Source organism: Prauserella marina, from assembly GCF_002240355.1.
GTDB lineage: Bacteria > Actinomycetota > Actinomycetes > Mycobacteriales > Pseudonocardiaceae > Prauserella_A > Prauserella_A marina.
Genome location: NZ_CP016353.1, coordinates 1,127,034 through 1,146,737, shown reverse-complemented (window position 1 = coordinate 1,146,737; position 19,704 = coordinate 1,127,034). Strand labels below are relative to the sequence as shown.

The following is a 19,704-nucleotide window of genomic DNA, read 5'->3' as shown; positions in this document are numbered from 1 at the left end:
TGAACGCCCGACCAAGAACACTGTGGCACTTCTTGGTCGAGTGGTCAAGAAGAAGTAGGATGTCACCGTGACCCGAACCGGCCGACCACGCGGCTTCGAAGAGGACCACGTCGTCGAAGGCGCCAAAGGTGTCTTCTGGCAGCGCGGCTACGCGGCGACCTCGCTGCGCGAGCTGGCCAAGGAACTCGACGTGTTACCGGGAAGCCTGCACGCGACCTTCGGCAGCAAGCACGACCTGTACCTGCGGGCCTTGCGCGACTACGTGAACGACGCAAGCGAAGCCGCGGCCGAGATCTCGGGCGCGGCTTCGCCCCTATCCGCCCTCCGCGCGCTACTCGGGGAAGTGCTGGAATCCGCGAGCGCCACCCCGGGGCGGGGCTGCATGCTCGGCAACTCCGCACTCGAACTCGCGCCACAGGACGAACCCGTACGCGAGTTGGTCGAGTCGGGGCTGCACGCACTGGAGCGGGGCATCGAAGAGGCTCTGCTGCGCGCACGGGACACCGGCGAGATATCCGCCGATGTCGATTGCGCGGCGCAAGCGCGGCTGCTCGTCGTCCTGCTCCAGGGTCTGCACGTCACCGCTCGCGCGGAAGCCGACCCCCAGCGCCTGACGACGGTGATCGATACCGCCCTGAGCTCCATCACCCCGCCGTCGAGCCGCTCCTGACGAGCGACCCGCCCTTCGCGCGCGGTCAGCCTCCGTCAACTCGGTTTGATTCCGGGCACCGAGGTGCGACGATCCTGCCGGAAAGGGAGGAACGACATGGGAAGGGACATCGCCGCGCGGTTGCCTCGGTTGCTGCGGGCGTGGTCGTTTCCCTCGGTCCGGGTCGAGAGTGAACTGACCGACCTCGGTGACCGCGCGCGAGTCTGGCGGATACACGCGGGCGGCCGGAATCACGTCGCGAAACTGACCTTCGACGCCCGCGAATTCGTGGAACCGGGTCTGCTGATCGCGGCGGCACTCGACCGCGCGGGCATCCGCACCGGCGCACCGGTGCCGACCGGTGACGGCGCGCTGAGCGTTTCGGTGCGGCGGGGCTCGTGGACACTGGCCGTGCTCGAATTCGTCGATGGCGCCCCGTTCGACTGGGCGGCACCGGAATCGGGCGGCGACCTGCTCGGCAGGGTGCACACGATCTTGCGTGAGGCGATCGAGGTGCCGCCCGCGGGCGGGCTACTCGACTTCTACGCCACCGAAGCTGACCGAGTGGGCGGTTCATCCGGCGCGGCACTCGCCGAAGCACTCGCCGGGATACACGAGTTCGATCGACTCACCGGCCTGAGCCACGGCGTGCTCTACGGCGATCCGGCACCCGAGGTGCTGCGCGACGCGGACACCGGCGAACTGGCGTTGATCGACTGGGGCGCCCCAAGCCGGGGCCCGTTGTTGCACGATCTCGTGTGCTGGCAACGGTTCGCCGAGCAGGCCCGTCCCGGCGAACCGGGGATGGCCGACCGGCTGCTTTCGGGCTACCTGGCACAGGTTCCTCTCACCGAGGCCGAACTCGCCGCTACCGGCCTGTTCGGCACACTGCACAAAGCGATCCGAGCATGCTGGGAGCAAGACCGGTGATCTCCACGCCGGCCGAGAGCGAACGACACGACCGGTGCTGGCTCGCCTGGCCGGCCCGGTACGACGTGTGGGGCGAACTGCTTCCGGCGGTACGCGACGACATCGCGCTGCTGGCCCGCACCATCGCTCGCTACGAACAGGTTCTGCTACTTGCCAGGCCAGAGCAGGCCGAGGCGGCAAGTGTGGCCGTCGGCCGCGACGTCAAGGTCGTCCCCATCCCTGTCGACGACCTGTGGATCCGGGACACCGGGCCGACTTTCGCCCTGCACGACGACGAAGTCGTCGGCGTCGACTTCGGATTCAACGGCTGGGGCGGTAGACAGTCCATTGTGGATGATCAGCATGTAGCACGGCGACTGCTCGATCACGCGGGCGTTCGCCGGACCGCGACGCCGATGGTCATCGAACAGGGCGGGTTCGAGGTGGACGGGGCAGGCACCGCGCTGGCCACCCGCGGCTGCCTGCTCAACCCGAACCGCAATCCCGGCGCGACCGAGGCGGACGTGGAACGCGAACTCGCCGCGCTGCTCGGCATCCGCAAGGTCGTCTGGCTGGACGGAGCGCCCGGACTGGACATCACCGACTGCCACGTCGACGGGCTTGCCAGGTTCGTCCGGCCCGGCGTCGTCCTCGTGCACCAGGCGAGGCCGGGCACCGACCCGGATTGGGAACGCGTCACCGAACGAACACTGGCGACCCTCTCGACGGCGACCGACGCGGACGGTCGTCCATTCACGACGATCCCGCTGCCCGAGCCGGGCGAGCTCAGGGTCGGCGATCCGGCACTGCTGGAACAATTCGTGGCGAGCTACGTCAACTACTACGTCGCAGGCGGCGCGGTGCTGATGACCAGCTTCGGTGACCGGACGGCGGACGACCACGCGGCAGGCGTCCTCTGCGACTGCTACCCGGGCAGGGACGTCGTGGCCCTCGATCTCGACGTGCTGATGTCCGGAGGCGGGGGCATCCACTGCGCGACCCGCGACGAACCGGCTTGAGCACTCCGCCGCCCTTACCGCTTCGCGGCCGACGGCGGCTGGATGTCGCTCCAGGTCCCCTGGGGCGGGCCGCCCGTCAGCGGGGTGGTGTCGAGATACCTGGGTTCGAGGACGCGCTCCGCGAACTTCCAGCCATCCGGGGTGCGCGCGTAGCGGTCGTGGAAAAGGCCGTACATGACAACCGATCCGCCGTCGCGCTGACGGCCGGTCTCGAACACGTACTCCCTGCCGGTCGCGGTGTCGCCGTCGAGCCGGATCGCGCCGGGATGCGTGTTCTGCACCCAGAACTCCCACGCGTTCTGCAATCGCTCGATCCCGGCTCTGATCTCCTTCCGCCCGGTGAATTCGACGTCGGCGAAGGGGATCCGCCACACGGCGTCGTCGGTGAACAGCGACGCGAACCGGTCGTAGTCGCCGACCATGGGCGCGTCGACGTGCTCCGCTCGCAGCACCTCGATGTCCATCCGGTCGGCGACGATCGTGAGATCAGCCATCTTGGTCCTCCAGGTTGTCGGATTCGTGGCGTTCACCAGTCCGACAGCGCGGCGCCGGCGCATGTGAGGGACCACGACCCACGTCACATTCCGGCGAGCTGTCCGGTCATACCGGTATGAACTCTCCCGGCCTGAGCGCGGTCATGAGCGAGCGGCGCCAGCTCATCAACGTCGCCTACCGGCTGCTCGGCTCCCTCGCCGACGCCGAGGACGCCGTGCAGGAGACCTATGCCCGCTGGTACGCCATGACTCCCCGGCAGCGGGAAGCCATCGACTCCCCCGGCGCCTGGCTGACCAAGGTCGCGAGCCGCATCTGCCTCAACGTGCTCGGTTCCGCCCGCGCAAGGCGCGAACGCTACGTCGGCGAATGGATCCCCGAGCCGCTGCCCGAGCCGAGGGAGTGGATCAGCGGGCAAGCGGGCGATCCGGCCGACCGGGTCACCCTCGACGAATCGGTCAACATGGCCTTCCTCGTCGTGCTGGAGTCGATGACCCCGGCCGAGCGCGTCACGTTCATCCTGCACGACGTGTTCCGCTATCCCTTCGCGGAAGTGGCCGAGATCGTCGGTCGCACCCCTGGTGCCTGCCGCCAGCTCGCGACCTCGGCTCGCCGCCGCATCCGCGCGGCGCGGACCGAAGCGCCTCCCGCCGCCCGGCATGCCGAGATCGTGCGGAACTTCAAGGCGGCGTGGGAAGCCAAGGACATCGACGCGCTCATCGGCCTGCTCGACCCGGAAGCCACCTCGGTCGCCGACGGCGGGGGTCTCGTCATCGCCTTCCTCGAACCGATTCACGGCGGCGAACGGATCGCGCACGCCAGCGTCGAGATCGCGCACGCGGCAGCCCACCTCACGCTTCTGGAGCGCACGGTCAACGGTCAGCCTGGGCTCATCGCCCAGCACGACGGTGTCACCGTGACGGTGTACGCGTTCGACATCGCGGCCGAGAAGATCAAGCACATCTGGGCCGTCCGCAACCCCGAGAAGCTCAGGCCATGGACGGCGACCACGCGATAGGCAGCTCAGGCACGCAAGTCACACGAGTCCGAAGGGGGCAGTTCGTCGGCGAGGAACACCGTCTGCGCCATCATCCGGTAGCCGGACATCCGTTCCCTGAACGTCTCGACGGATTCCTCGGGGTGAACCGAATCGATCACCGCGTGCTCGCCGATGGCGTTGAACTGATGGCTGACTCCCCTGGGGATCTGCATGTCCACGAACGAACACGGTGGCACCACGAGATTGTGACGAGTGCGCCGTACGCCTTCCGGCGCGCCGGGCAATTCGTCGTCGAAAGCCTCCGGCACGAACGGTGTCACGCCGGGAATGTCGGTCACCTCGAACGGGGAAAGGCTGCTGACCCTGATCCGCGTGTCCGGACCGGTCATCATGCGCACGAACCTCAGTCCGGTGTGCAGATGCATGCGAGAACAGACCCCGCGTTCGGTGACGTTGTAGAAGTCCATCACGTAGCGGTCGGCGAAAAACCCGTCGAAGGGTGACTCCAGCATGTACACGTCACCCTCCTCGAAGACCTGGGACCGCACGATGCCGTCGCGGTCCCTCGTCGTGGCGGCCGTGCTGCGTTTGGCCGCGCGCACGATCCCGGCGAAGGCGGTGACCACCGCGAGTGCCGCGTCCTCAGGCAACCGCAGCACCGGGGTGACGACGTTGCGCGCCTGGTCGGCGAAGGTCGCGACGTCGTGGACCTCGTTCTCGTCATCCGCATCGTGTTTGATGCGCACATCGGACATACTCCGCACCTTACGGTCAGATGTGAAGATCTTTATGATCTACCTCGGGCTGGGGAGGCATGGGTGACCGAGTTGACACCGCGGAAGACGACCGGATGATCTGTCCACACTGTCAGCGCGACCTCAAGCGCAAGGAACGTTCCGACTACCGCTGCTATTACTGCAGACGGCAGTTCGCGCTGGAGCCCAAAGAGGGCGACATCGTCATGCACGACGTGCGCGTGCGCAAGCTCGCCGACAAGCTGTCCGACGGCGGCAGGCTGCGCTACACCCTGCCGCAACTGTGGTATGCCGCCGCCCGTGGCCGACTGCGTGACCCCGTGGACACCGCGGGCGTCATCGGCTGCACCGTGGTGGGCCTCAGCGTGTTCGTGCAACTGCCCATCGCCGTGATCTCCTCCTTCGACTGGGGCCTGATCCTGTCCGCCGTGCTGATCATGGTGGGCGTCTGGATCGTCACGTACCTCGTGCTGAAGTTCGCCCTCGTGCCGTGGTGCAAGCGCAACGGGAAAGTACCGATGCCGGAGGAACTCGAAAAGTTCCGGTCCCGGGTGCGGCGCTGGGAGGTCGTCTACCGCGAACCACCGCCTCGGATGGCCGACGAGACGAACCTCGTCGTGCCCGAGATAGCCGAACCACGGGTCGCGATCGTGGTGCCGGATCGCGCCGTGCTCGCCTGCCTCGCCGCGAGCGGGGTACCCGGCGAGCACGAGGCGGCGCTCGTCGGGTCGCTCGCCCACGTTCCACCCGGCGTTCCGGTGATCGTGCTGCACGACGCGAGCCCACAGGGCATCCGGCTCGCGTGCGAGGCGCGGGCCGCCTTCGGCGCGCGGACGGTGACGCCCGGGCTGCGCCCGAACGCCGTCATGGGCCAGGAAAAGGCCATCAAGCTCAGGGAGCGGCGCCCGACCGGCGCGGAGATGCGGAGCCTGCGCGACCTGCGCCCCGGCTTGACCGAGGACGAACTCACCTGGCTCGGCAACGGCTGGTACACGCCGCTGGCCTCGGTGCCGCCCGCGAAACTGCTCGCCGCGCTCACCAGGGCGATCACCCGGGCGACCTCGGGGCCCGGCGCCGAAACGGCGACGGCGGAACGCGTCGGCTTCCTCACCTGGCCCGGCGCATGAAAGGGCTGCTGGACCTCGCACTGCGGCTCGCGGCCGAACGCGCGGGGCAGCCGGGCGGCGTGCGCTTCACCGAGCGCCAGCTCTACTACGAACTGTGCAGAGTGCCGCGCCCCGCGCAGCACATCCCGCGACGGTTTCCGTTCACGGTCGCCCCCTCGGTGCGCTACCCGCGTTTCCGCGAAGCGCTGCTCGAAGCGGGGCCGCTGCCCGGTCTGCTGCCGGAACCGCGACCGGTGCGGCGCGGGGCCGGCAGGCACACGCCGGAACCGGATCTGTTCGACTACGGGCTACCCAGGGTGCTTGTCTGCGAGTCGGACGCGATCGCGAACATGCTGCGCGCCAACGGGATTCCGATGGAATCGGCCTGCCCTGTCTTCGGGGCGGCCGAGTTGCCGCTCGCCGAAGGAGTGCTGAGGATGCTCCGCACCGCGGAGCGGGCCACCGTGTACGTCCTGCACGACGCCGGTGCGGTGGGACTGGCCTTTCCCGGCCTGGTGCGACGGCTCACCCCTGACGGAGTCCGAGTCACGGGCGTCGGCCTGCGGCCGCACCACGCCCGCGCACTGCACCTCGCCCACGGCAGGGAGCACCCGAGCGGGCCGCGCGGCACGATGACCGAACGGGAAGAGCAGTGGTGCGCCCTTGGCAGGTTCGCCGAGGTCGCCGCTGTCCGGCCCGCGTCGCTGCTGCGCACCGTGCACCGGCTGGTCCGCGAGGTCCGGCCGGTCCGAACGCGGCAGCCGAGTCCGCGCAAGGCGAGGGAATCCGGTTTCCTGAGCTGGCCGAGCGCATGAGAAAGGCGGAGGCGATCATGGCGGGAACCCGGCCACAACGGGAAACCAGCTACACCGACGAGTTACTTGCCGACGGAACGGTGCACCGGCGCTACTCGGACGGACGGCTGGAATGGCGCACCCGCGCCGACAGCGGCGCGGTGTCCTGGCGGGACAACGCCAACACGACCGGAACCGACGAACCGCTCGGCCGCAAGATCGTCAAGCGCACGCACTCGGACGGGAGCGTGCTCTACGGCCGCGAGGCCGGTTACGGCCGCACCCTGTGGGGCGACGGGGTGCTCACGGTCAACAGGTCGTCCTTCGGCGGCAAGGTCGGCGCCGTGCTCGCCGGGGTGGCCGGTGGCGCGCTCGTCGCCGGGCTGGCCATGCCCCCGATGACGATGACGCCGGAGGAAGAAGAAGCGCTCCGGCAGCAGCAGGGCGGCGGTGGCGACGCCGGAAGCACCGGGGAGACCGCCTCCGATGACGACGGCTGGTCCGACGGCGACGGTGGCTTGGATGACGCCGGCGATTTCGGCTGAGGAACGGGAATGACGCGCTGGTGTGCCTGCTCGGCTGACGGTGATCCGACGAGGACGCTCGCCTCGGTGGGAGCGCGCGAGCAGACGAGGCAGGGAAGGCTCGCGTTCGGGCTGCTCGACGAGCCGGGGGCCGCGAGCGCGCCGGTCGAAGCCGCCGGTGTGACGGCCGTCGGTGAGGTGACGCTGTTCAACGCCGCCGCGTTGCGCTCGAGTCTCGGCCGCGACGCGCCACGGTCCGATTGTTCGGCCATCGAGCTGCTGCTGCACTGCTACGCCAGGTTCGGGCTGGCGGGGCTCGCCCAAGCCGACGGCATGTTCGCGCTGGCCATCGCCGACGGCAGCGACCTGGTGCTCGTCCGCGACCACACCGGGGCGCGCACCCTCTTCCACGCACGAGCACACGGGACCTGGCTTGCCTCGACGTCGTTGCGAGCGGTACACCGCTGGCCCGCGCTCGACAGCGGACTGAATCTGTCCGCCGTGCGGTCGTTTCTCACCTTCGCCTACCTCCCCGGCACGGAGACCTTGTTGCGGGGGATCCGCGAGGTGCTGCCTGGCCGCTGCCTCCGGCTGCGTGCCGACGGTTCGTCGAAGGAGGAGGTGTTCTGGGAACCTCGCGAGGTCGCCGACGAGCGGCCAGCCGCCGACCACGCGCACGCGCTGCGCGCGCTGCTTGAGGAGGCCACGGCTCGCCGCCTCCCCGAAGGCGAGCCCGCCGCCGTCCTGCTTTCCGGCGGGGTCGACAGCAGCCTCGTCACGGCGCTGGCCAGGAAACTGCACGACCAGCCCGTGCGCACCTACTCGATCAGCTTCGGCGACACCTTGCCCAACGAGCTCGGCTATTCGGGGCTGGTCGCCGCGCACTGCCACACCGAACACCGCGTGCTGACGGTCGCGGGCGAGACGGTCGCGGCGCGATTGCCGGACACGGTCGCTTTGCTCGACAGTCCCGTGGGTGACCCGCTCACCGTGCCCAACCGGCTGCTCGCCGAAGCCGTCGCGGCCGACGGGATGCCGGTGGTGCTCAACGGTGAGGGTGGTGATCCGGTGTTCGGCGGGCCCAAGAACCTGCCGATGCTGATCTCGGAGTTGCACCGCGACGACCCCGATCCACGAGCGCGAGCCATGGCATACCTGGATTCCTACCGGAAATGCCATGCCGATCTTCCGGTGTTGCTGACCGGTGACGTGCTCGCCGAACTCGACGGCGCGCCGCACCCCGCTGACCTCGTCGAGCCCTACCTGCGTCAGGGCGGGATGCACAGCCTGCTCAACCAGTTGCTGCACGCGAACCTGCGCACCAAGGGGGCGCACCACATCCTGACCAAGGTCGAGCGGATCACGGCGGCAAGCGGGCTGGAGGGCAGGTCGCCGCTGTTCGCGCGACCGGTGATCGACCACGCGTTCCGGATACCTCCACGCTGGAAACTGGCCGGTACCACCGAGAAATGGGTGCTGAAGGAATCGGTGAGGGACCTGCTCCCCGCCACGGTCGTCGACCGGCCGAAGAGCGGCATGCGGGTGCCGGTGCAACAGTGGCTCGCGGGACCGTTGCGGGAACTGGGCAACGATCTGCTCTTGAGCAGGGCCACCCGGCAGCGGGGACTGTTCCGTCCCGACACGATCCGGTCCTGGCTGCGCAAGGAAGGGACATTGCTGCCGAGGCACGGCGGGAAACTGTGGCTCGTGCTCACGCTGGAGTTGTGGTTGCGCTCGTTCGACGTCGGCGGCTAGAGCGAGATCAGCCTGACGCCCCACGCGGTGATCCGAGTGCGATGCCTTCGGCAAGCGAACTCGCGCGCGCGAGGCGGTGATCGGTGGTGAGGACCGGCACCCGTAGCCGGGCGGCGAGTTCGATGTACAGCGCGTCAGTCAAGCGGAGATCCGCCCTGCGTGTCCACGCACCGACCGTCAACTCGGCAACGGGGTGGCGCTTCACGGGGATCGTGGCCAACGCCGACAGTGCCGCGTCGACATCGGCCGTGGTCAGCTTTCCAGCACGCTGAAGTCGACCGATAGCGGAAAACACCTCGGCGTCCATGTGCGCCGGCGCGTGCAGGACGGTGTTGACCAGCCGCTCCTTCGCCGGTGCCGCATAGTCGGTACCGGCAAGCAGATCGACGAGAACCGACGCGTCGACTACCACGAGCTCGGCGGGCGGCTCAGTCATCCGCGCCCGCCAACTCCTCGCGAGCATCATCCAGCGCCTCAAGGGCGACGCCATGGGAGACCGTGCCGCGCGGCTCGGGCAGCGAGGCCAACCACGAGTTCGTATCCCGGCGGCGCAACTCGTCGGCGATCGCGGCCTGCGCGAGAGCGGAAATGTTCAAGCCGGCGACCTTGGCCCGCTCGGCCAGCTCGTCAGACAGGTACACGTTCAGCCGTGCCATACACACAATGTACACACACTGGACCTCCGGAGGCGTCCACTCGTTCCGGAGCAGATCACGGCAACCCCAACGAGTGATCTGCTTCACATCCTGTCAGGGTTTCCGATGGCGCGGTGTCTTGTGCTCAGGCCACTCTGAACGAAGGAGGCACCATGGGCGAGAACATCGATGTGGTCGTGATCGGTGGGGGATACGCGGGCGTGATGGCGGCCAACCGGTTGACGCGACGTGACGATGTCGCGGTGACCGTCGTCAACCCCCGCTCGGTCTTCGTCCCGCGACTGCGGCTGCATCAGCTGGTGGGCGAGACCCATGACGCGGTCGTCGACTACGAGACCGTCCTTGCCGAAGGGGTCCGGCTTGTTCTCGACAGCGCGACCGGAATCGACGCGGCCACGCGCCGCGTGAAGCTGGCTGAGGGCGGCGACATCGGCTACGACTACCTCGTCTACGCGACCGGCAGCGGCAGCCCCAGCCCCCGCGTTCCCGGGGCGGCGGAGTTCGGCTATCCGGTCGCGACACTGGAGGCGGCGCGGCGACTGCGGTCGGTACTGTGCGACACGCCCGTGAGCGCGCCGGTGACGGTCGTCGGGGCCGGACCGACCGGCATCGAGACCGCCTCGGAACTGGCGGAGCGGGGCCGCGCTGTCACGCTGGTCTGCGGCGGCGCGCTCGGCCCTTACCTGCATCCGAGGGCTCGGCGAACGGCCCGCAAGTACCTCGCCAGGCTGGGGGTCAGCGTCATCGAGGGTTCCGATACGACCGTCACCTCGGTGAAGCGGGACGCGGTGGAACTCGGTGACGGCCGCACGGTGGCCAGTCAGGTCACCATCTGGGCAGCCGGTTTCAGCGTGTCCGGTCTGGCCGAGCGCAGCGGGTTACGCGCCGACGCCGCCGGGCGGCTGCTCACCGACGAAACACTGACCAGCGTCGACGACGAGCGGATCGTCGCGGCAGGCGACGCCGCCGCACCGTCGGATCTGCCGTTCCGGATGGGTGCCTACATCGCGGGATGCCTTGGCGCGCACGCCGCCGACACCGTGCTGAGCCGGATCGCGGGCGACGAACCGGCACCGGTCGATCTGTCGTTCCCCGCGATGTGCGTCAGTTTCGGTCGTCGCACCGCGATCTTCCAGCTCGCCCGCAAGAACGATGTCGCGGTGCCCTTCTACTTCACCGGTGCCGCCGGAAGGAAGCTCAAGGAATTCTCCTGCGAATCCAGCGTCGAGCACCTGGTGAACGAGGCACGCAAGCCCGGCTCGCATCACTGGCCCAAGGCCGGTAAGCACAGGCCGGTGGTGCTGGCGGCTCAGCGTGGCGAATCGGCCGCACCGGCCGCGCGGGACACGTGAGACTTCATGGACGCCGCCGAGGCGACGGAAACGTTCGTCGGCCACCGCAGCCTGTTGTTCACCGTCGCCTACGAGATGCTCGGATCAGCGGCCGACGCCGACGATGTCCTACAGGAGACCTGGCTGCGCTGGGTCGACGTCGAGGCGGCACACGTCAACGACCCCCGCGCCTACCTGGTTCGGATCACCACCCGCCAGGCGCTCAACCGGCTGCGGACGGTGAAACGCCGCAGGGAGTCCTACGTCGGCGCCTGGCTGCCGGAGCCACTGCTCACCGCCCCGGATGTGGCCGCCGACGTCGAACTCGCCGACAGCGTGTCGATCGGCCTGATGCTGGTGCTCGAAACGCTGACCCCCGTCGAGCGCGCGGTGTTCGTGCTGCGCGAGGCATTCGGGGTCGGCTACGACGAGATCGCGGCCTCGGTCGGCAAGACTCCCTCCGCCGTGCACCAGATCGCCCACCGGGCCCGCAAGCACGTCGAGGCCCGCCGTCCACGCCGCACGGTCACCCCGCGCCAAGCCTCGGCGGTCGCGGAGGCGTTCCGGCGCGCGCTGGAGACAAGGGACCTACAGGGCCTGCTCGACGTGCTGGCCCCCGACGTCGTGGCGATCAGCGACGGAGGTGGCATCAAACAGGCGTCTTCGCGCCCGATCCTCGGCGCGGGCAAGGTCGCTCGCTTCATCGTCGGCGGCCTCACCAAGAACGTCATCACGCTCGCCGTCGAGGCGACCACCGTCAACGGCAGCCCCGCACTGGCCCTCTACCTGGACTCTGAACTCGACGGGGTCATCGCGATGCACGTCGAGGACACCCGCATCACCGGCCTCTACTACGTCCGCAACCCACGCAAGCTCGCCTACCTCGGCTCCGAAACACCACTCAGCCTGCGCTGAACGCCAGTGATCCACGCCACCGGCCGCGGCTGTCAGGGCTTTGGTGGCTGTCTCGTTCAGACAGCAAGCGAACCAGAAGGGAGTGCACCATGAAGCACCGCATCGTCGTACTCGGGGCCGGGTATGCCGGAGCCTTCTCCGCCGGATACCTGGCCCGCCAGCTCCACTCCGACGACTTCGAGATCACCGTCGTCAACACCGAACCCGATTTCGTCGAGCGACTGCGCCTGCACCAGCTCGCCGCAGGGCAGGAACTTCGGAACCGGCCGCTCGCGGAGGTGTTCGCCGGTACCGGCATCCGGCTCAGGCTGGCGCGGGTGACCGGCATCGACGTCGACCACCGGATGGTGACCATCACCGGCAACGACGGCACGGGCGGCACGGACCGGCTCACGTACGACACCCTGCTTTACGCGCTCGGCAGCACCGCCGCCGACCACGGCATTCCCGGCGCGAGCGAACACGCCTTCCACGTGGCCGCGCGACCGGCGGCAGTGCGCCTGCGCGCGCGCCTCGACGAACTGGGCGAGGAAGGGACGGTACTGGTGGCAGGCGGCAATCTGACCGCGATCGAGACCGCCACCGAAATCGCCGAATCCCGTCCAGGACTGCGGGTCAGCCTCGTCACCAGCGGCGAACTGGGCGGCTGGCTTGGCCCGAAGGCCCACCGCCACCTGCGGCTGGCCTTCGACCGGTTCGGGATCGCGGTCCACGAGAACACCACCATCGCGCGCGTCGAGAAGTCGGCGGCCTTCGCCGCCGACGGCACCGCGTTCGGCTCCGACGCGACCGTGCTGGCCGCGGGCTTCGCCGTCCACCCGATCGCGGCCGACAGCGGACTCGCGGTGGAAGCCAACGGCCAGATCACCGTCGACCGGCAGATGCGCTCGGTCTCGCATCCTGACGTCTACGTCGCCGGTGACAGTGTCTTCACCATCGGCGAGAACGGCCTGCCGTATCCGATGTCGTGCGCTTCCGCTGGGCCGACCAGCAAGCAGGCCGCCGCCGCGATCATCGGCGACCGGACAGGACGCGAGATCCCGGAGATCCCGATGTCCTACGTCGGCAACCACATCAGCCTCGGCCGCAAGGACGCGATCTACCAGTTCGTCGACGCCGAAGCGCGTTCGAAATCGTGGGCGTTGCGGGGCCGGAAAGCCGCGCGCGTCAAGTCGGCGATCCTGCATCTCTCCGTCTGGGCACTGAGCCACCCGAACCTCGGAAAGCCGGGGCACAAGTACCGCTTGACGACCGCCGAGGAGCCCTCGTCCGACGTGGTCGCCGCATAGCGCCGTGTCCATGGACGCCGCCACCGTGGCACGTTTCGAGGCCAGCCGGGATCGGCTGGCCTCGCTCGCCTACCGTCTGCTCGGCTCGGCCGCCGACGCCGAGGACACGGTGCAGGACGCGTTCCTGCGGTGGCAGGCCGCCGACCATGCCTCCGTCAGGGTGCCGGAGGCATGGCTGACCAAGATCGTCACCAACCTGGCGCTCGACCGGCTCCGGTCGGCGAAGGTGCGGCGTGAACGCGCCGTCGGCACCTGGATGCCCGAACCACTCCTCGAAGGCGATCCGATGCTCGGCCCCGCCGACACCGTCGAGCAACGCGAATCGGTGACCATGGCGGTACTGACCATCATGGAGCGTCTTTCGCCGGTGGAAAGGGCCGCCTACGTACTGCGCGAAGCGTTTTCCTACAGCCACGCCGAAATAGCCGGGATTCTCGGCATCACCGAGTCCGGAAGCCAGCAACACACCCACCGCGCGCGGCGGCGAGTCGCCGCGGCCGGAAACAGCACCGGCATCGACCAGGTCTCCGCGCGTCACGTCGTCGAGGCATTCGTCGCCGCCGCCGCGTCCGGCCGGACCGAACGGCTGGTGGCCCTGCTGACCGACGACGCGACCGGCGTCACCGACAGCGCGGCGATGGGCCTGGCGGGAAAGCCGCTCCGGTACCCGACCCCAGAGCGAATCGCCAGTGCGGTGCGGGCCGGTTTCAAACCCTCGCCCGCCAAGCGCAAACTCGCGGGCGGCTCGCCCTCGATCCATGCCGCCATGGTCAACGGCTGCCCCGCCGTGCTCGTCGCGCTCGGCGACCGCGTCGCGGGTGTCACGATCCTGGAGGTCGATGGTGACAAGATCGCGGGCGTGCGCGGCATCACCGCCCCGGACCGGCTGCGCAGGCTCACCGAGATCTGGCGGCGGCGCGAGCATGACGTCCCGCTGATCGAATCGTGGTAGCGGGCTCCCGTTCGTTCGTCCATTGAGGATTGGGTGAGCCCGGCTCAGTAACGCGGTGCCGCCTCGGGTTCCCGCCGCGCGGGTACGACGAATCCGACGATTCCGAGCACCACCGCGGGAGCGAGCACCAGGCTCATGAGTGCCGTCGTGTTCGTACGCTTCTGGTTGCAGTCGTTGTCCATCCGGTCGGTCACCTCCCATAGCGAGTGGTACTCCGTCATCCCTTCGTCCTCGACCTCGTCGAGTTCGGTATCACCGGCTTCCACGAAGTACTTGTAACTACGCGAATTCGGCTTGTCCAGATACGGCTCGTCACCCCAGCCTGTCCTGGCGACCGAGTGACAGGAGATCTCGACTCCGGTACGGCGGTAGCTCAACGTGGTCGGCGACAGAAAGAGATACAGCGCCCAGACAACCAGCGAACCGGCCAGAACGCGGCAACCGAACAGAACCTTGCGCGACATGGATTCCTTCTCATGGGCCCAGAACTTCCCGACGGGCCCGAAGCATTCCACCGTGCGCTTACCTGTCGCTTTCATCCGGCTCGCGCATGGTCTTCGCCTGGCCACGAAAGTCCACATCGGTCTGCCCAGCCCTCGCTCAATCGTGGCTATTCGGCCGCCGCGAGCGCTCAACGGACCGTTTCCGCGGCATGGCGCCGGTAGCTTGAGCGCTCCCGCGAAGCTGTCCGAAAGGCTTCCGACCATGCGTTTTCGCCATCCAGCCACGCTCGGCTTCTGCTGCTTCCTCACGGCGGCGACCACCGTCGTGACGGCCTCGCCCGCCGCGGCAGCCGAGCCGGAGTACGCCGATTGGCAGCTGAGCGGCACGAGCGGAACCGTCACCCTGCCCACGACGGGGTTCCCGCTCGCCGAATGGGAGACCGACAGCAGCGGCCCTCAGATTCACAGCGGCGCCACGACGTTCCTCGGCGCCGACACGCCCTTCGGCGCGGAATTCGGTAGCTCCCAGGGGCAGGAATACGCGTTCATCCGGCCCGCGCCCCGAAATCAACCATCGACAACGACGTTCACCTTCTCCGGCCCGACACCGGCTTCGGGCTGGGGCTTCGCCACCGGCGACATCGATGCGGACACGATCCAGATTTCCGGGGCCGACGCCGAGGGGAACCCGGTCAGCGCGGCACAGCTCGGCTTCCAGGGCGGGTTTAACTATTGCGAGAACGTGCCGAAGCCCGGCACCTGCGCTTCCGACCCCGGCAACGACGTGCCCGCATACTCGGAAACCGGCGACACCGCCGTGCTGACCGGCAACGGCCCGGACACCCACGGTGCCTCCGGCTGGTTCAAGCCAACGGTCCCGCTGAGCTCGCTGACGTTCGAATTCTCGGTCCTCCAGGGCTCTCGGGTCTACCAGCTCTGGTTCGCCACCCAGGACGATCGCGGGACGGCTCGCCGGTGACTGCGAGGGCAGCGCGGCAACGGGCACGGTCGCGTTGCTCGACGGCGAGGGCACACCGGTCCTCGATGCCGAAGGCGCGCCGGTCACCACGGAGGCCGAAACGGACGGCGGCTACGCGTTCCCTTCGGTCGCCCCCGGTGACTACGAAGTGAAGCTCACTCCGGCAAGCGGTTTGGAGGTCGACGGCGCCAACCCCGTCGAAGCGGACGCCACGGACGACGACGTCGACCGCGCCGATTTCACCGTGCGGTGCGAGACGCCGCCGCCGGGAACCACCACCCCCTCGGACCCGACCACGACGCAACCGCCCACCACCACCGGCACCGGCCCCGCGACGCAGGCACTCGCCGTCCCCCCATCAGGGTCGTCCGGCAACGGCCCTGCCCCGCTGGCCGCGACGGGTGTGCCGACCGGGCCGATGCTCGGCGCGGGCGCGTTGCTGCTTCTCACCGGCACGGTCCTGCTCGTCGTCCTGCGGCGCGAGAAGCGGGCCACCGACCTCTGACCTATGGACGACCGGCGCGGGGCGTATCGACGCGGACACTCAGGACGCTGCCCTCGCGTGCCTGTTTGCGTGCTTCCTCGTGGAAGTCCGGCGCGCCGGAAAGGAACAACGTCCGCCCGTCCCGCCCGCCGAGCATGCACGCGAAAACACCGCTGCCGGTGCGGAACTCCTCGACGATGTCGCCGCCTTCACGCACGCGGACGACCCGCCCGCCCACGGCGTCGGCGATCCACAAAGAACCGTCGGCGTCGAGGCAGCATCCGTCGGCACCGACAACGACCTGGCCAAGCATCGCGCCGAACTCCACCTCGGTGGGTCGCTCGCCGAACGTCGCCCACACCCTGCGCCCGGTGAGGGTGCCGTCGTCGGCGATGTCGAACGCCGTCACGCGATTGCCGAACGTCTCGCACACCAGCAGGGTGCCGTCGCCGGTGATCACGCTGCCGTTGGGGAACCACAGGCCGGTGGCCACCTTCTCCACCGTGCCGTCCGGGTCGACGCGCACCAGCCCTGCCGGCTCCAGCGCCGCCCCTCCCATCAGGTCGAAGCCGAACTCGCCGACGAACGCCCTGCCCCGCTCGTCCACCACCATGTCGTTGAGATGACCGCCGACGTGCTCGGACAGATCGGCGTGCGTGCTGAGGGTGCCGTCCGCCTCGCGGCGCAGCAGGCGGCGGTCGCGCATGGACACGATCAGCAACCGCCCGTCCGGCAGCCAGCCGAGCCCCGACGGCTGCTCCGGAACGTCGGCCTCGACCCTCAGATCGCCACCGTCCTCGGCGGCCGAGTACACGCGGTAGGTGTAGAAGTCGGAGAACCAGAGGCGTCCTTCATGCCAGCGCGGGCATTCGGTGTACGACATGTCGGTCACGATGGTGTTGACCGTGCGGCTCATGGGCTCTCCTTCGAGGTGATCGGCTCCGAGATAGGTGGTTCAGCGCGCGCCACGTCGAGGAAGCGTTCGAGTTCGGTGCGCACGTCCGGTCCGCACGGCTGAAACACGACCTCGGTGACGCCTCTGGCTGCGAGGTCGTCGAGGCCGCGCCGGACTTCCCCGGTGGTTCCGGAAAGCGTGACGTCGCGCAGCGTGGAGTGACCTCCGGCCTGCCAGGCCGCGTCGTCGGCTTCGTTGAGTTCGACGCAGTGTCCGTCGTGGACGGACAGGTGGCGTTCGCCGTCCCCTGCCTTCCCGACGACGCCGAGCCATTCGTCACCGCCTGGCAGCGCGCGCACGGCCTCGGCACCGCCGAATTCGTAGGCGCCGTGGAACGACAGCGCCCAGCCCGGACCTCCTGCCGAGCGCGCGTGCGCCGAGTCGACGGGTTCGTCGTCGTCGAGCACCGTGCCCCACAGCAGGTACGCCGACCACGAGAACTCACCGGCATAGTCCGGAATCCGGAGTGTGGCGAACAGCCCGTCCCCGAGTTCCCTCGCGACCTCGCCGCCCTTGGGGCCGAGCGCGCCGACGAGCACCGGAACGTCGAAGGGACGGGACGGCGCGTGGCCCTCGGGGTGCAGCATCCGCATGCGCGCGCCCTCCCATTCGACCACCTCGCCGCGTAGCAGCCCGCGATAGGCGCGAAGGTAGGCGTCCATGAACGACCAGCGGACGGCGCCGTAGCCCATCGCTCTACGGCCGCTGAATCCGGTGCCGAACGCGACAGCCACCCTGCCGGGCGCGAGCGCGCAGAGCGTCGCTGTCGCCGACGCGTTGACCATCGGATGGCGCAGGCTCGGCACGAGCACCCCGGGGCCGAGGCCGATCCGGTCGGTGCGTTCGGCGGCCAGCGCCAGCGTCATCCACACGTCGGGACTCTGCTGCGGCGTGTCGTAGACCCACGCCCGGTGGAAGCCGAGTTGTTCGGCCATGGCGATGTTGGCAGGCGTGTCCAGGGCGGTGGGGAACGCGCACGACACCTCCATCGGTGCCTCCTTCCGGCTCATGAACGCGAATGGGTCGACGCTGACTAAGCGCACATTTAGCCTGGTGGGAGGGTACGATAGTCGACTACTATGACGCAAGCCACACGTTTGACCCGTGCTGGCGGAGAGGTGGCACATGGACGGCATGCCTGCCGGTGCGCGAACGAACGGCGATGGCCCAGCGCCCGGTTCCGGCGTATCGCGACAGCTGTGGGACGACGACCGTGGCGAGGTCGCCCGCAATCTGCTGTCCTCCGGCGTGCGCTGTTTCGCAGCCAGCGGCTTTCACGCTACGACCACGCGGGACATCACCTCGGCTGTCGGGTTGTCGCCCGGCGCGCTGTACGTGCATTTCCGGTCGAAAGAACACGTCCTGTTCGAGATCATCCGCACCGGTCACCGCAGATCCCTCGACGTGCTCGGCGACGACCCGGCCGACGACGCGTCCGAACACCTGCGATCACTGGTCAGGCGGTTCGTCGCATGGCACGCGCATCACCACGTGGTCGCCCGCGTCTGCCAGTACGAACTCGCCGCCCTTTCACCAGCGCACTACGAGGAGATCCGCGAGCTGCGCAGGCGATCGACGGCGACGTTCCAGGACGCCGTGACGCGGGGTGTCGCGGAGCGCTCTTTCGCTGACGTCGACGTGCACCGGGTCGTGCGGGCCATCCTGTCGCTCGGTGTCGACCTGGTGCGCTGGTACCGCTCGGACGGTCCCGACTCACCTGAGCAGCTCGGGGAGTTCTACGCCGACCTCGCGCTGGGCATGGTCACCGGCGCCCGTTCGTCAAGGTCCTGTCCCTCTGTGGGAGGTGGCGGTTCGACATGAGTGTCCACACGCGACTTCCTGGACCGGTGCGCGGGCACCGCGTCCGTCACAAGACGGCCGCGGCGGCGAGCGTGGCCGTATGGTCGATCGTGGCAGCGGGGTGCACCGTGTCCGGGTGGAACCGGACCGCGGCCCAGACTCTGGAGGAGCACGGCCCGCTGACGCTCGCGGCTGTGGTGTTCAACCTGAGCCTGGCGACTGCGGGAATCATCGGCGTATGGGGCTGTCAGCCCGACATCGCCACCGCCGACAGCCGAGGCGAGTCCGCGCCCGCCTCGGTCGCCAGGCTCCCCGGCGCGCTCGGATTCGGTACGGCGCCGGACTACTCACCGGCATGATGGCGCACCCGGCGGCCGGGAGGTGGACACACCGACCTTGACAGTCGCTACCTCATCCGGCCGAACGGAGGAAAGGCCGCGTGGAACTGCTCGTGTTGCCGAGGCCAGAACCGTTGTCTCCCAATAGGTCCGCGACTCCGTGGAACGGGCGGAAACGCGGCAACCCCATAGCCTTGGGTGGTGCGCCGGTCGGCGGACACCGCTTCCGATTCGTGCGCGGGCGCGACCACGTTCTGTCCCGGACGTTGAACAGAAGAATCAATGACCAGTAGGATGGTGAGGCCAGCGCCGGGAGTGCCCAGATCTCGCTCTCACGACGATCAGCATTTCGTGAGCGGTCCGCGCCCGTCCCAGGGCAACGCCCAACATAGTGTGGCATGGGCGGGTAGCGGTCGGCCAGGTCAGGAGCCGGTCGTGACAAATTTCGGACACGACACCAATCGTCAACTCAGCCCCGTCCCCGCCCAGAACCATGACCCAGCGCCGCGTGTAGTCGCGGCCAGTGCACAGGCGCCTGCGACCGAGAGCCGCCAAGTGG

At 68.9% G+C, this 19,704-nt stretch carries 23 protein-coding genes; 16 read left to right on the top strand and 7 right to left on the bottom strand.

Going from position 1 to position 19,704, the window contains the following annotated elements:
* Nucleotides 1-67 precede the first annotated feature (67 nt).
* The 3 genes from BAY61_RS05220 (at nucleotide 68) to BAY61_RS05210 (ending at nucleotide 2,577) form a co-directional block, all read left to right on the top strand.
* Nucleotides 68-670, top strand: coding sequence for a TetR/AcrR family transcriptional regulator (locus tag BAY61_RS05220; RefSeq protein WP_091799133.1), 603 nt, complete (start codon nucleotides 68-70; stop codon nucleotides 668-670).
* Nucleotides 671-766: 96 nt separating this feature from the next.
* Nucleotides 767-1,579, top strand: a complete 813-nt coding sequence (locus tag BAY61_RS05215) for an aminoglycoside phosphotransferase/kinase family protein (RefSeq protein WP_091799130.1) — start codon at nucleotides 767-769, stop codon at nucleotides 1,577-1,579.
* Nucleotides 1,576-2,577 (top strand): agmatine deiminase family protein, encoded by a 1,002-nt coding sequence (locus tag BAY61_RS05210; protein WP_170140083.1) that lies wholly within the window; start codon nucleotides 1,576-1,578, stop codon nucleotides 2,575-2,577. Before BAY61_RS05215 ends, BAY61_RS05210 begins: the two co-directional genes overlap by 4 nt.
* Nucleotides 2,578-2,591: 14 nt before the next feature.
* Here BAY61_RS05210 and BAY61_RS05205 read toward each other — a convergent pair whose 3' ends face one another.
* Nucleotides 2,592-3,071: a nuclear transport factor 2 family protein gene (locus tag BAY61_RS05205; protein ID WP_091800664.1), complete on the bottom strand. Its 480-nt coding sequence runs from the start codon at nucleotides 3,069-3,071 to the stop codon at nucleotides 2,592-2,594.
* Between the two features lie 116 nt (nucleotides 3,072-3,187).
* On the opposite strand from BAY61_RS05205, the gene sigJ reads away from it, so the two are divergent.
* Nucleotides 3,188-4,087: an RNA polymerase sigma factor SigJ gene (gene sigJ, locus BAY61_RS05200; RefSeq protein WP_091799124.1), complete on the top strand. Its 900-nt coding sequence runs from the start codon at nucleotides 3,188-3,190 to the stop codon at nucleotides 4,085-4,087.
* A gap of 5 nt (nucleotides 4,088-4,092) precedes the next feature.
* Here the strand turns inward: sigJ and BAY61_RS05195 are convergent, their stop codons facing one another.
* Nucleotides 4,093-4,824, bottom strand: coding sequence for a hypothetical protein (locus tag BAY61_RS05195; protein ID WP_091799122.1), 732 nt, complete (start codon nucleotides 4,822-4,824; stop codon nucleotides 4,093-4,095).
* A gap of 59 nt (nucleotides 4,825-4,883) precedes the next feature.
* Here BAY61_RS05195 and BAY61_RS05190 point away from each other — a divergent pair, with 59 nt between their 5' ends.
* The 4 genes from BAY61_RS05190 to BAY61_RS05175 are packed head-to-tail and all read left to right on the top strand — an operon-like array spanning nucleotide 4,884 to nucleotide 9,003.
* Nucleotides 4,884-5,951: a hypothetical protein gene (locus BAY61_RS05190; RefSeq protein ID WP_091799119.1), complete on the top strand. Its 1,068-nt coding sequence runs from the start codon at nucleotides 4,884-4,886 to the stop codon at nucleotides 5,949-5,951.
* Nucleotides 5,948-6,745 (top strand): hypothetical protein, encoded by a 798-nt coding sequence (locus BAY61_RS05185; RefSeq protein WP_091799116.1) that lies wholly within the window; start codon nucleotides 5,948-5,950, stop codon nucleotides 6,743-6,745. Before BAY61_RS05190 ends, BAY61_RS05185 begins: the two co-directional genes overlap by 4 nt.
* Nucleotides 6,742-7,269, top strand: coding sequence for a hypothetical protein (locus BAY61_RS05180; protein ID WP_211323465.1), 528 nt, complete (start codon nucleotides 6,742-6,744; stop codon nucleotides 7,267-7,269). Before BAY61_RS05185 ends, BAY61_RS05180 begins: the two co-directional genes overlap by 4 nt.
* A gap of 9 nt (nucleotides 7,270-7,278) precedes the next feature.
* Nucleotides 7,279-9,003: an asparagine synthetase B family protein gene (locus tag BAY61_RS05175; protein ID WP_091799113.1), complete on the top strand. Its 1,725-nt coding sequence runs from the start codon at nucleotides 7,279-7,281 to the stop codon at nucleotides 9,001-9,003.
* 7 nt (nucleotides 9,004-9,010) lie between these two features.
* On the opposite strand, the gene BAY61_RS05170 is transcribed toward BAY61_RS05175, so the two are convergent.
* Nucleotides 9,011-9,439 (bottom strand): type II toxin-antitoxin system VapC family toxin, encoded by a 429-nt coding sequence (locus BAY61_RS05170; protein ID WP_091799111.1) that lies wholly within the window; start codon nucleotides 9,437-9,439, stop codon nucleotides 9,011-9,013.
* Nucleotides 9,432-9,659 (bottom strand): type II toxin-antitoxin system CcdA family antitoxin, encoded by a 228-nt coding sequence (locus BAY61_RS05165; protein WP_091800660.1) that lies wholly within the window; start codon nucleotides 9,657-9,659, stop codon nucleotides 9,432-9,434. Before BAY61_RS05165 ends, BAY61_RS05170 begins: the two co-directional genes overlap by 8 nt.
* A 152-nt stretch (nucleotides 9,660-9,811) precedes the next feature.
* Between BAY61_RS05165 and BAY61_RS05160 the strand changes: the two genes are divergently transcribed.
* The 4 genes from BAY61_RS05160 (at nucleotide 9,812) to BAY61_RS05145 (ending at nucleotide 14,146) form a co-directional block, all read left to right on the top strand.
* A complete protein-coding gene (locus BAY61_RS05160) occupies nucleotides 9,812-11,011 on the top strand; it encodes an NAD(P)/FAD-dependent oxidoreductase (RefSeq protein WP_091799109.1) in 1,200 nt (399 codons plus the stop codon).
* A 6-nt stretch (nucleotides 11,012-11,017) separates the two neighbouring features.
* The gene (locus BAY61_RS05155; RefSeq protein WP_091799106.1) at nucleotides 11,018-11,905 is read left to right on the top strand and encodes an RNA polymerase sigma-70 factor; all 888 of its coding nucleotides are present in this window, start codon (nucleotides 11,018-11,020) and stop codon (nucleotides 11,903-11,905) included.
* An 89-nt stretch (nucleotides 11,906-11,994) separates the two neighbouring features.
* Nucleotides 11,995-13,194 carry an NAD(P)/FAD-dependent oxidoreductase gene (locus BAY61_RS05150; RefSeq protein ID WP_091799104.1) on the top strand — a complete coding sequence of 400 codons (1,200 nt, stop codon included), beginning with the start codon at nucleotides 11,995-11,997 and terminating at the stop codon, nucleotides 13,192-13,194.
* Nucleotides 13,195-13,204: 10 nt separating this feature from the next.
* Entirely contained in the window at nucleotides 13,205-14,146 is a 942-nt protein-coding gene (locus BAY61_RS05145) for a sigma-70 family RNA polymerase sigma factor (RefSeq protein WP_091800658.1), read from the top strand.
* Nucleotides 14,147-14,190: 44 nt separating this feature from the next.
* Here BAY61_RS05145 and BAY61_RS05140 read toward each other — a convergent pair whose 3' ends face one another.
* Nucleotides 14,191-14,610 carry a hypothetical protein gene (locus BAY61_RS05140; RefSeq protein WP_091799101.1) on the bottom strand — a complete coding sequence of 140 codons (420 nt, stop codon included), beginning with the start codon at nucleotides 14,608-14,610 and terminating at the stop codon, nucleotides 14,191-14,193.
* Between the two features lie 241 nt (nucleotides 14,611-14,851).
* Here BAY61_RS05140 and BAY61_RS05135 point away from each other — a divergent pair, with 241 nt between their 5' ends.
* Nucleotides 14,852-15,568 carry a hypothetical protein gene (locus BAY61_RS05135; RefSeq protein ID WP_143021334.1) on the top strand — a complete coding sequence of 239 codons (717 nt, stop codon included), beginning with the start codon at nucleotides 14,852-14,854 and terminating at the stop codon, nucleotides 15,566-15,568.
* Between the two features lie 34 nt (nucleotides 15,569-15,602).
* Nucleotides 15,603-16,073 (top strand): hypothetical protein, encoded by a 471-nt coding sequence (locus tag BAY61_RS05130; RefSeq protein WP_091799095.1) that lies wholly within the window; start codon nucleotides 15,603-15,605, stop codon nucleotides 16,071-16,073.
* Between the two features lies 1 nt (nucleotide 16,074).
* Here the strand turns inward: BAY61_RS05130 and BAY61_RS05125 are convergent, their stop codons facing one another.
* Complete coding sequence (locus BAY61_RS05125) at nucleotides 16,075-16,968, bottom strand: SMP-30/gluconolactonase/LRE family protein (protein ID WP_091799092.1); 894 nt, start codon at nucleotides 16,966-16,968, stop codon at nucleotides 16,075-16,077.
* Nucleotides 16,965-17,996: an LLM class flavin-dependent oxidoreductase gene (locus BAY61_RS05120; protein ID WP_091799090.1), complete on the bottom strand. Its 1,032-nt coding sequence runs from the start codon at nucleotides 17,994-17,996 to the stop codon at nucleotides 16,965-16,967. Before BAY61_RS05120 ends, BAY61_RS05125 begins: the two co-directional genes overlap by 4 nt.
* Nucleotides 17,997-18,132: 136 nt before the next feature.
* Between BAY61_RS05120 and BAY61_RS05115 the strand changes: the two genes are divergently transcribed.
* Nucleotides 18,133-18,828, top strand: a complete 696-nt coding sequence (locus tag BAY61_RS05115) for a TetR/AcrR family transcriptional regulator (RefSeq protein ID WP_091799088.1) — start codon at nucleotides 18,133-18,135, stop codon at nucleotides 18,826-18,828.
* Nucleotides 18,825-19,166, top strand: a complete 342-nt coding sequence (locus BAY61_RS05110) for a hypothetical protein (protein ID WP_091799085.1) — start codon at nucleotides 18,825-18,827, stop codon at nucleotides 19,164-19,166. The genes BAY61_RS05115 and BAY61_RS05110 overlap by 4 nt, the downstream gene beginning before the upstream one ends.
* The last annotated feature ends 538 nt before the right edge of the window (nucleotides 19,167-19,704 follow it).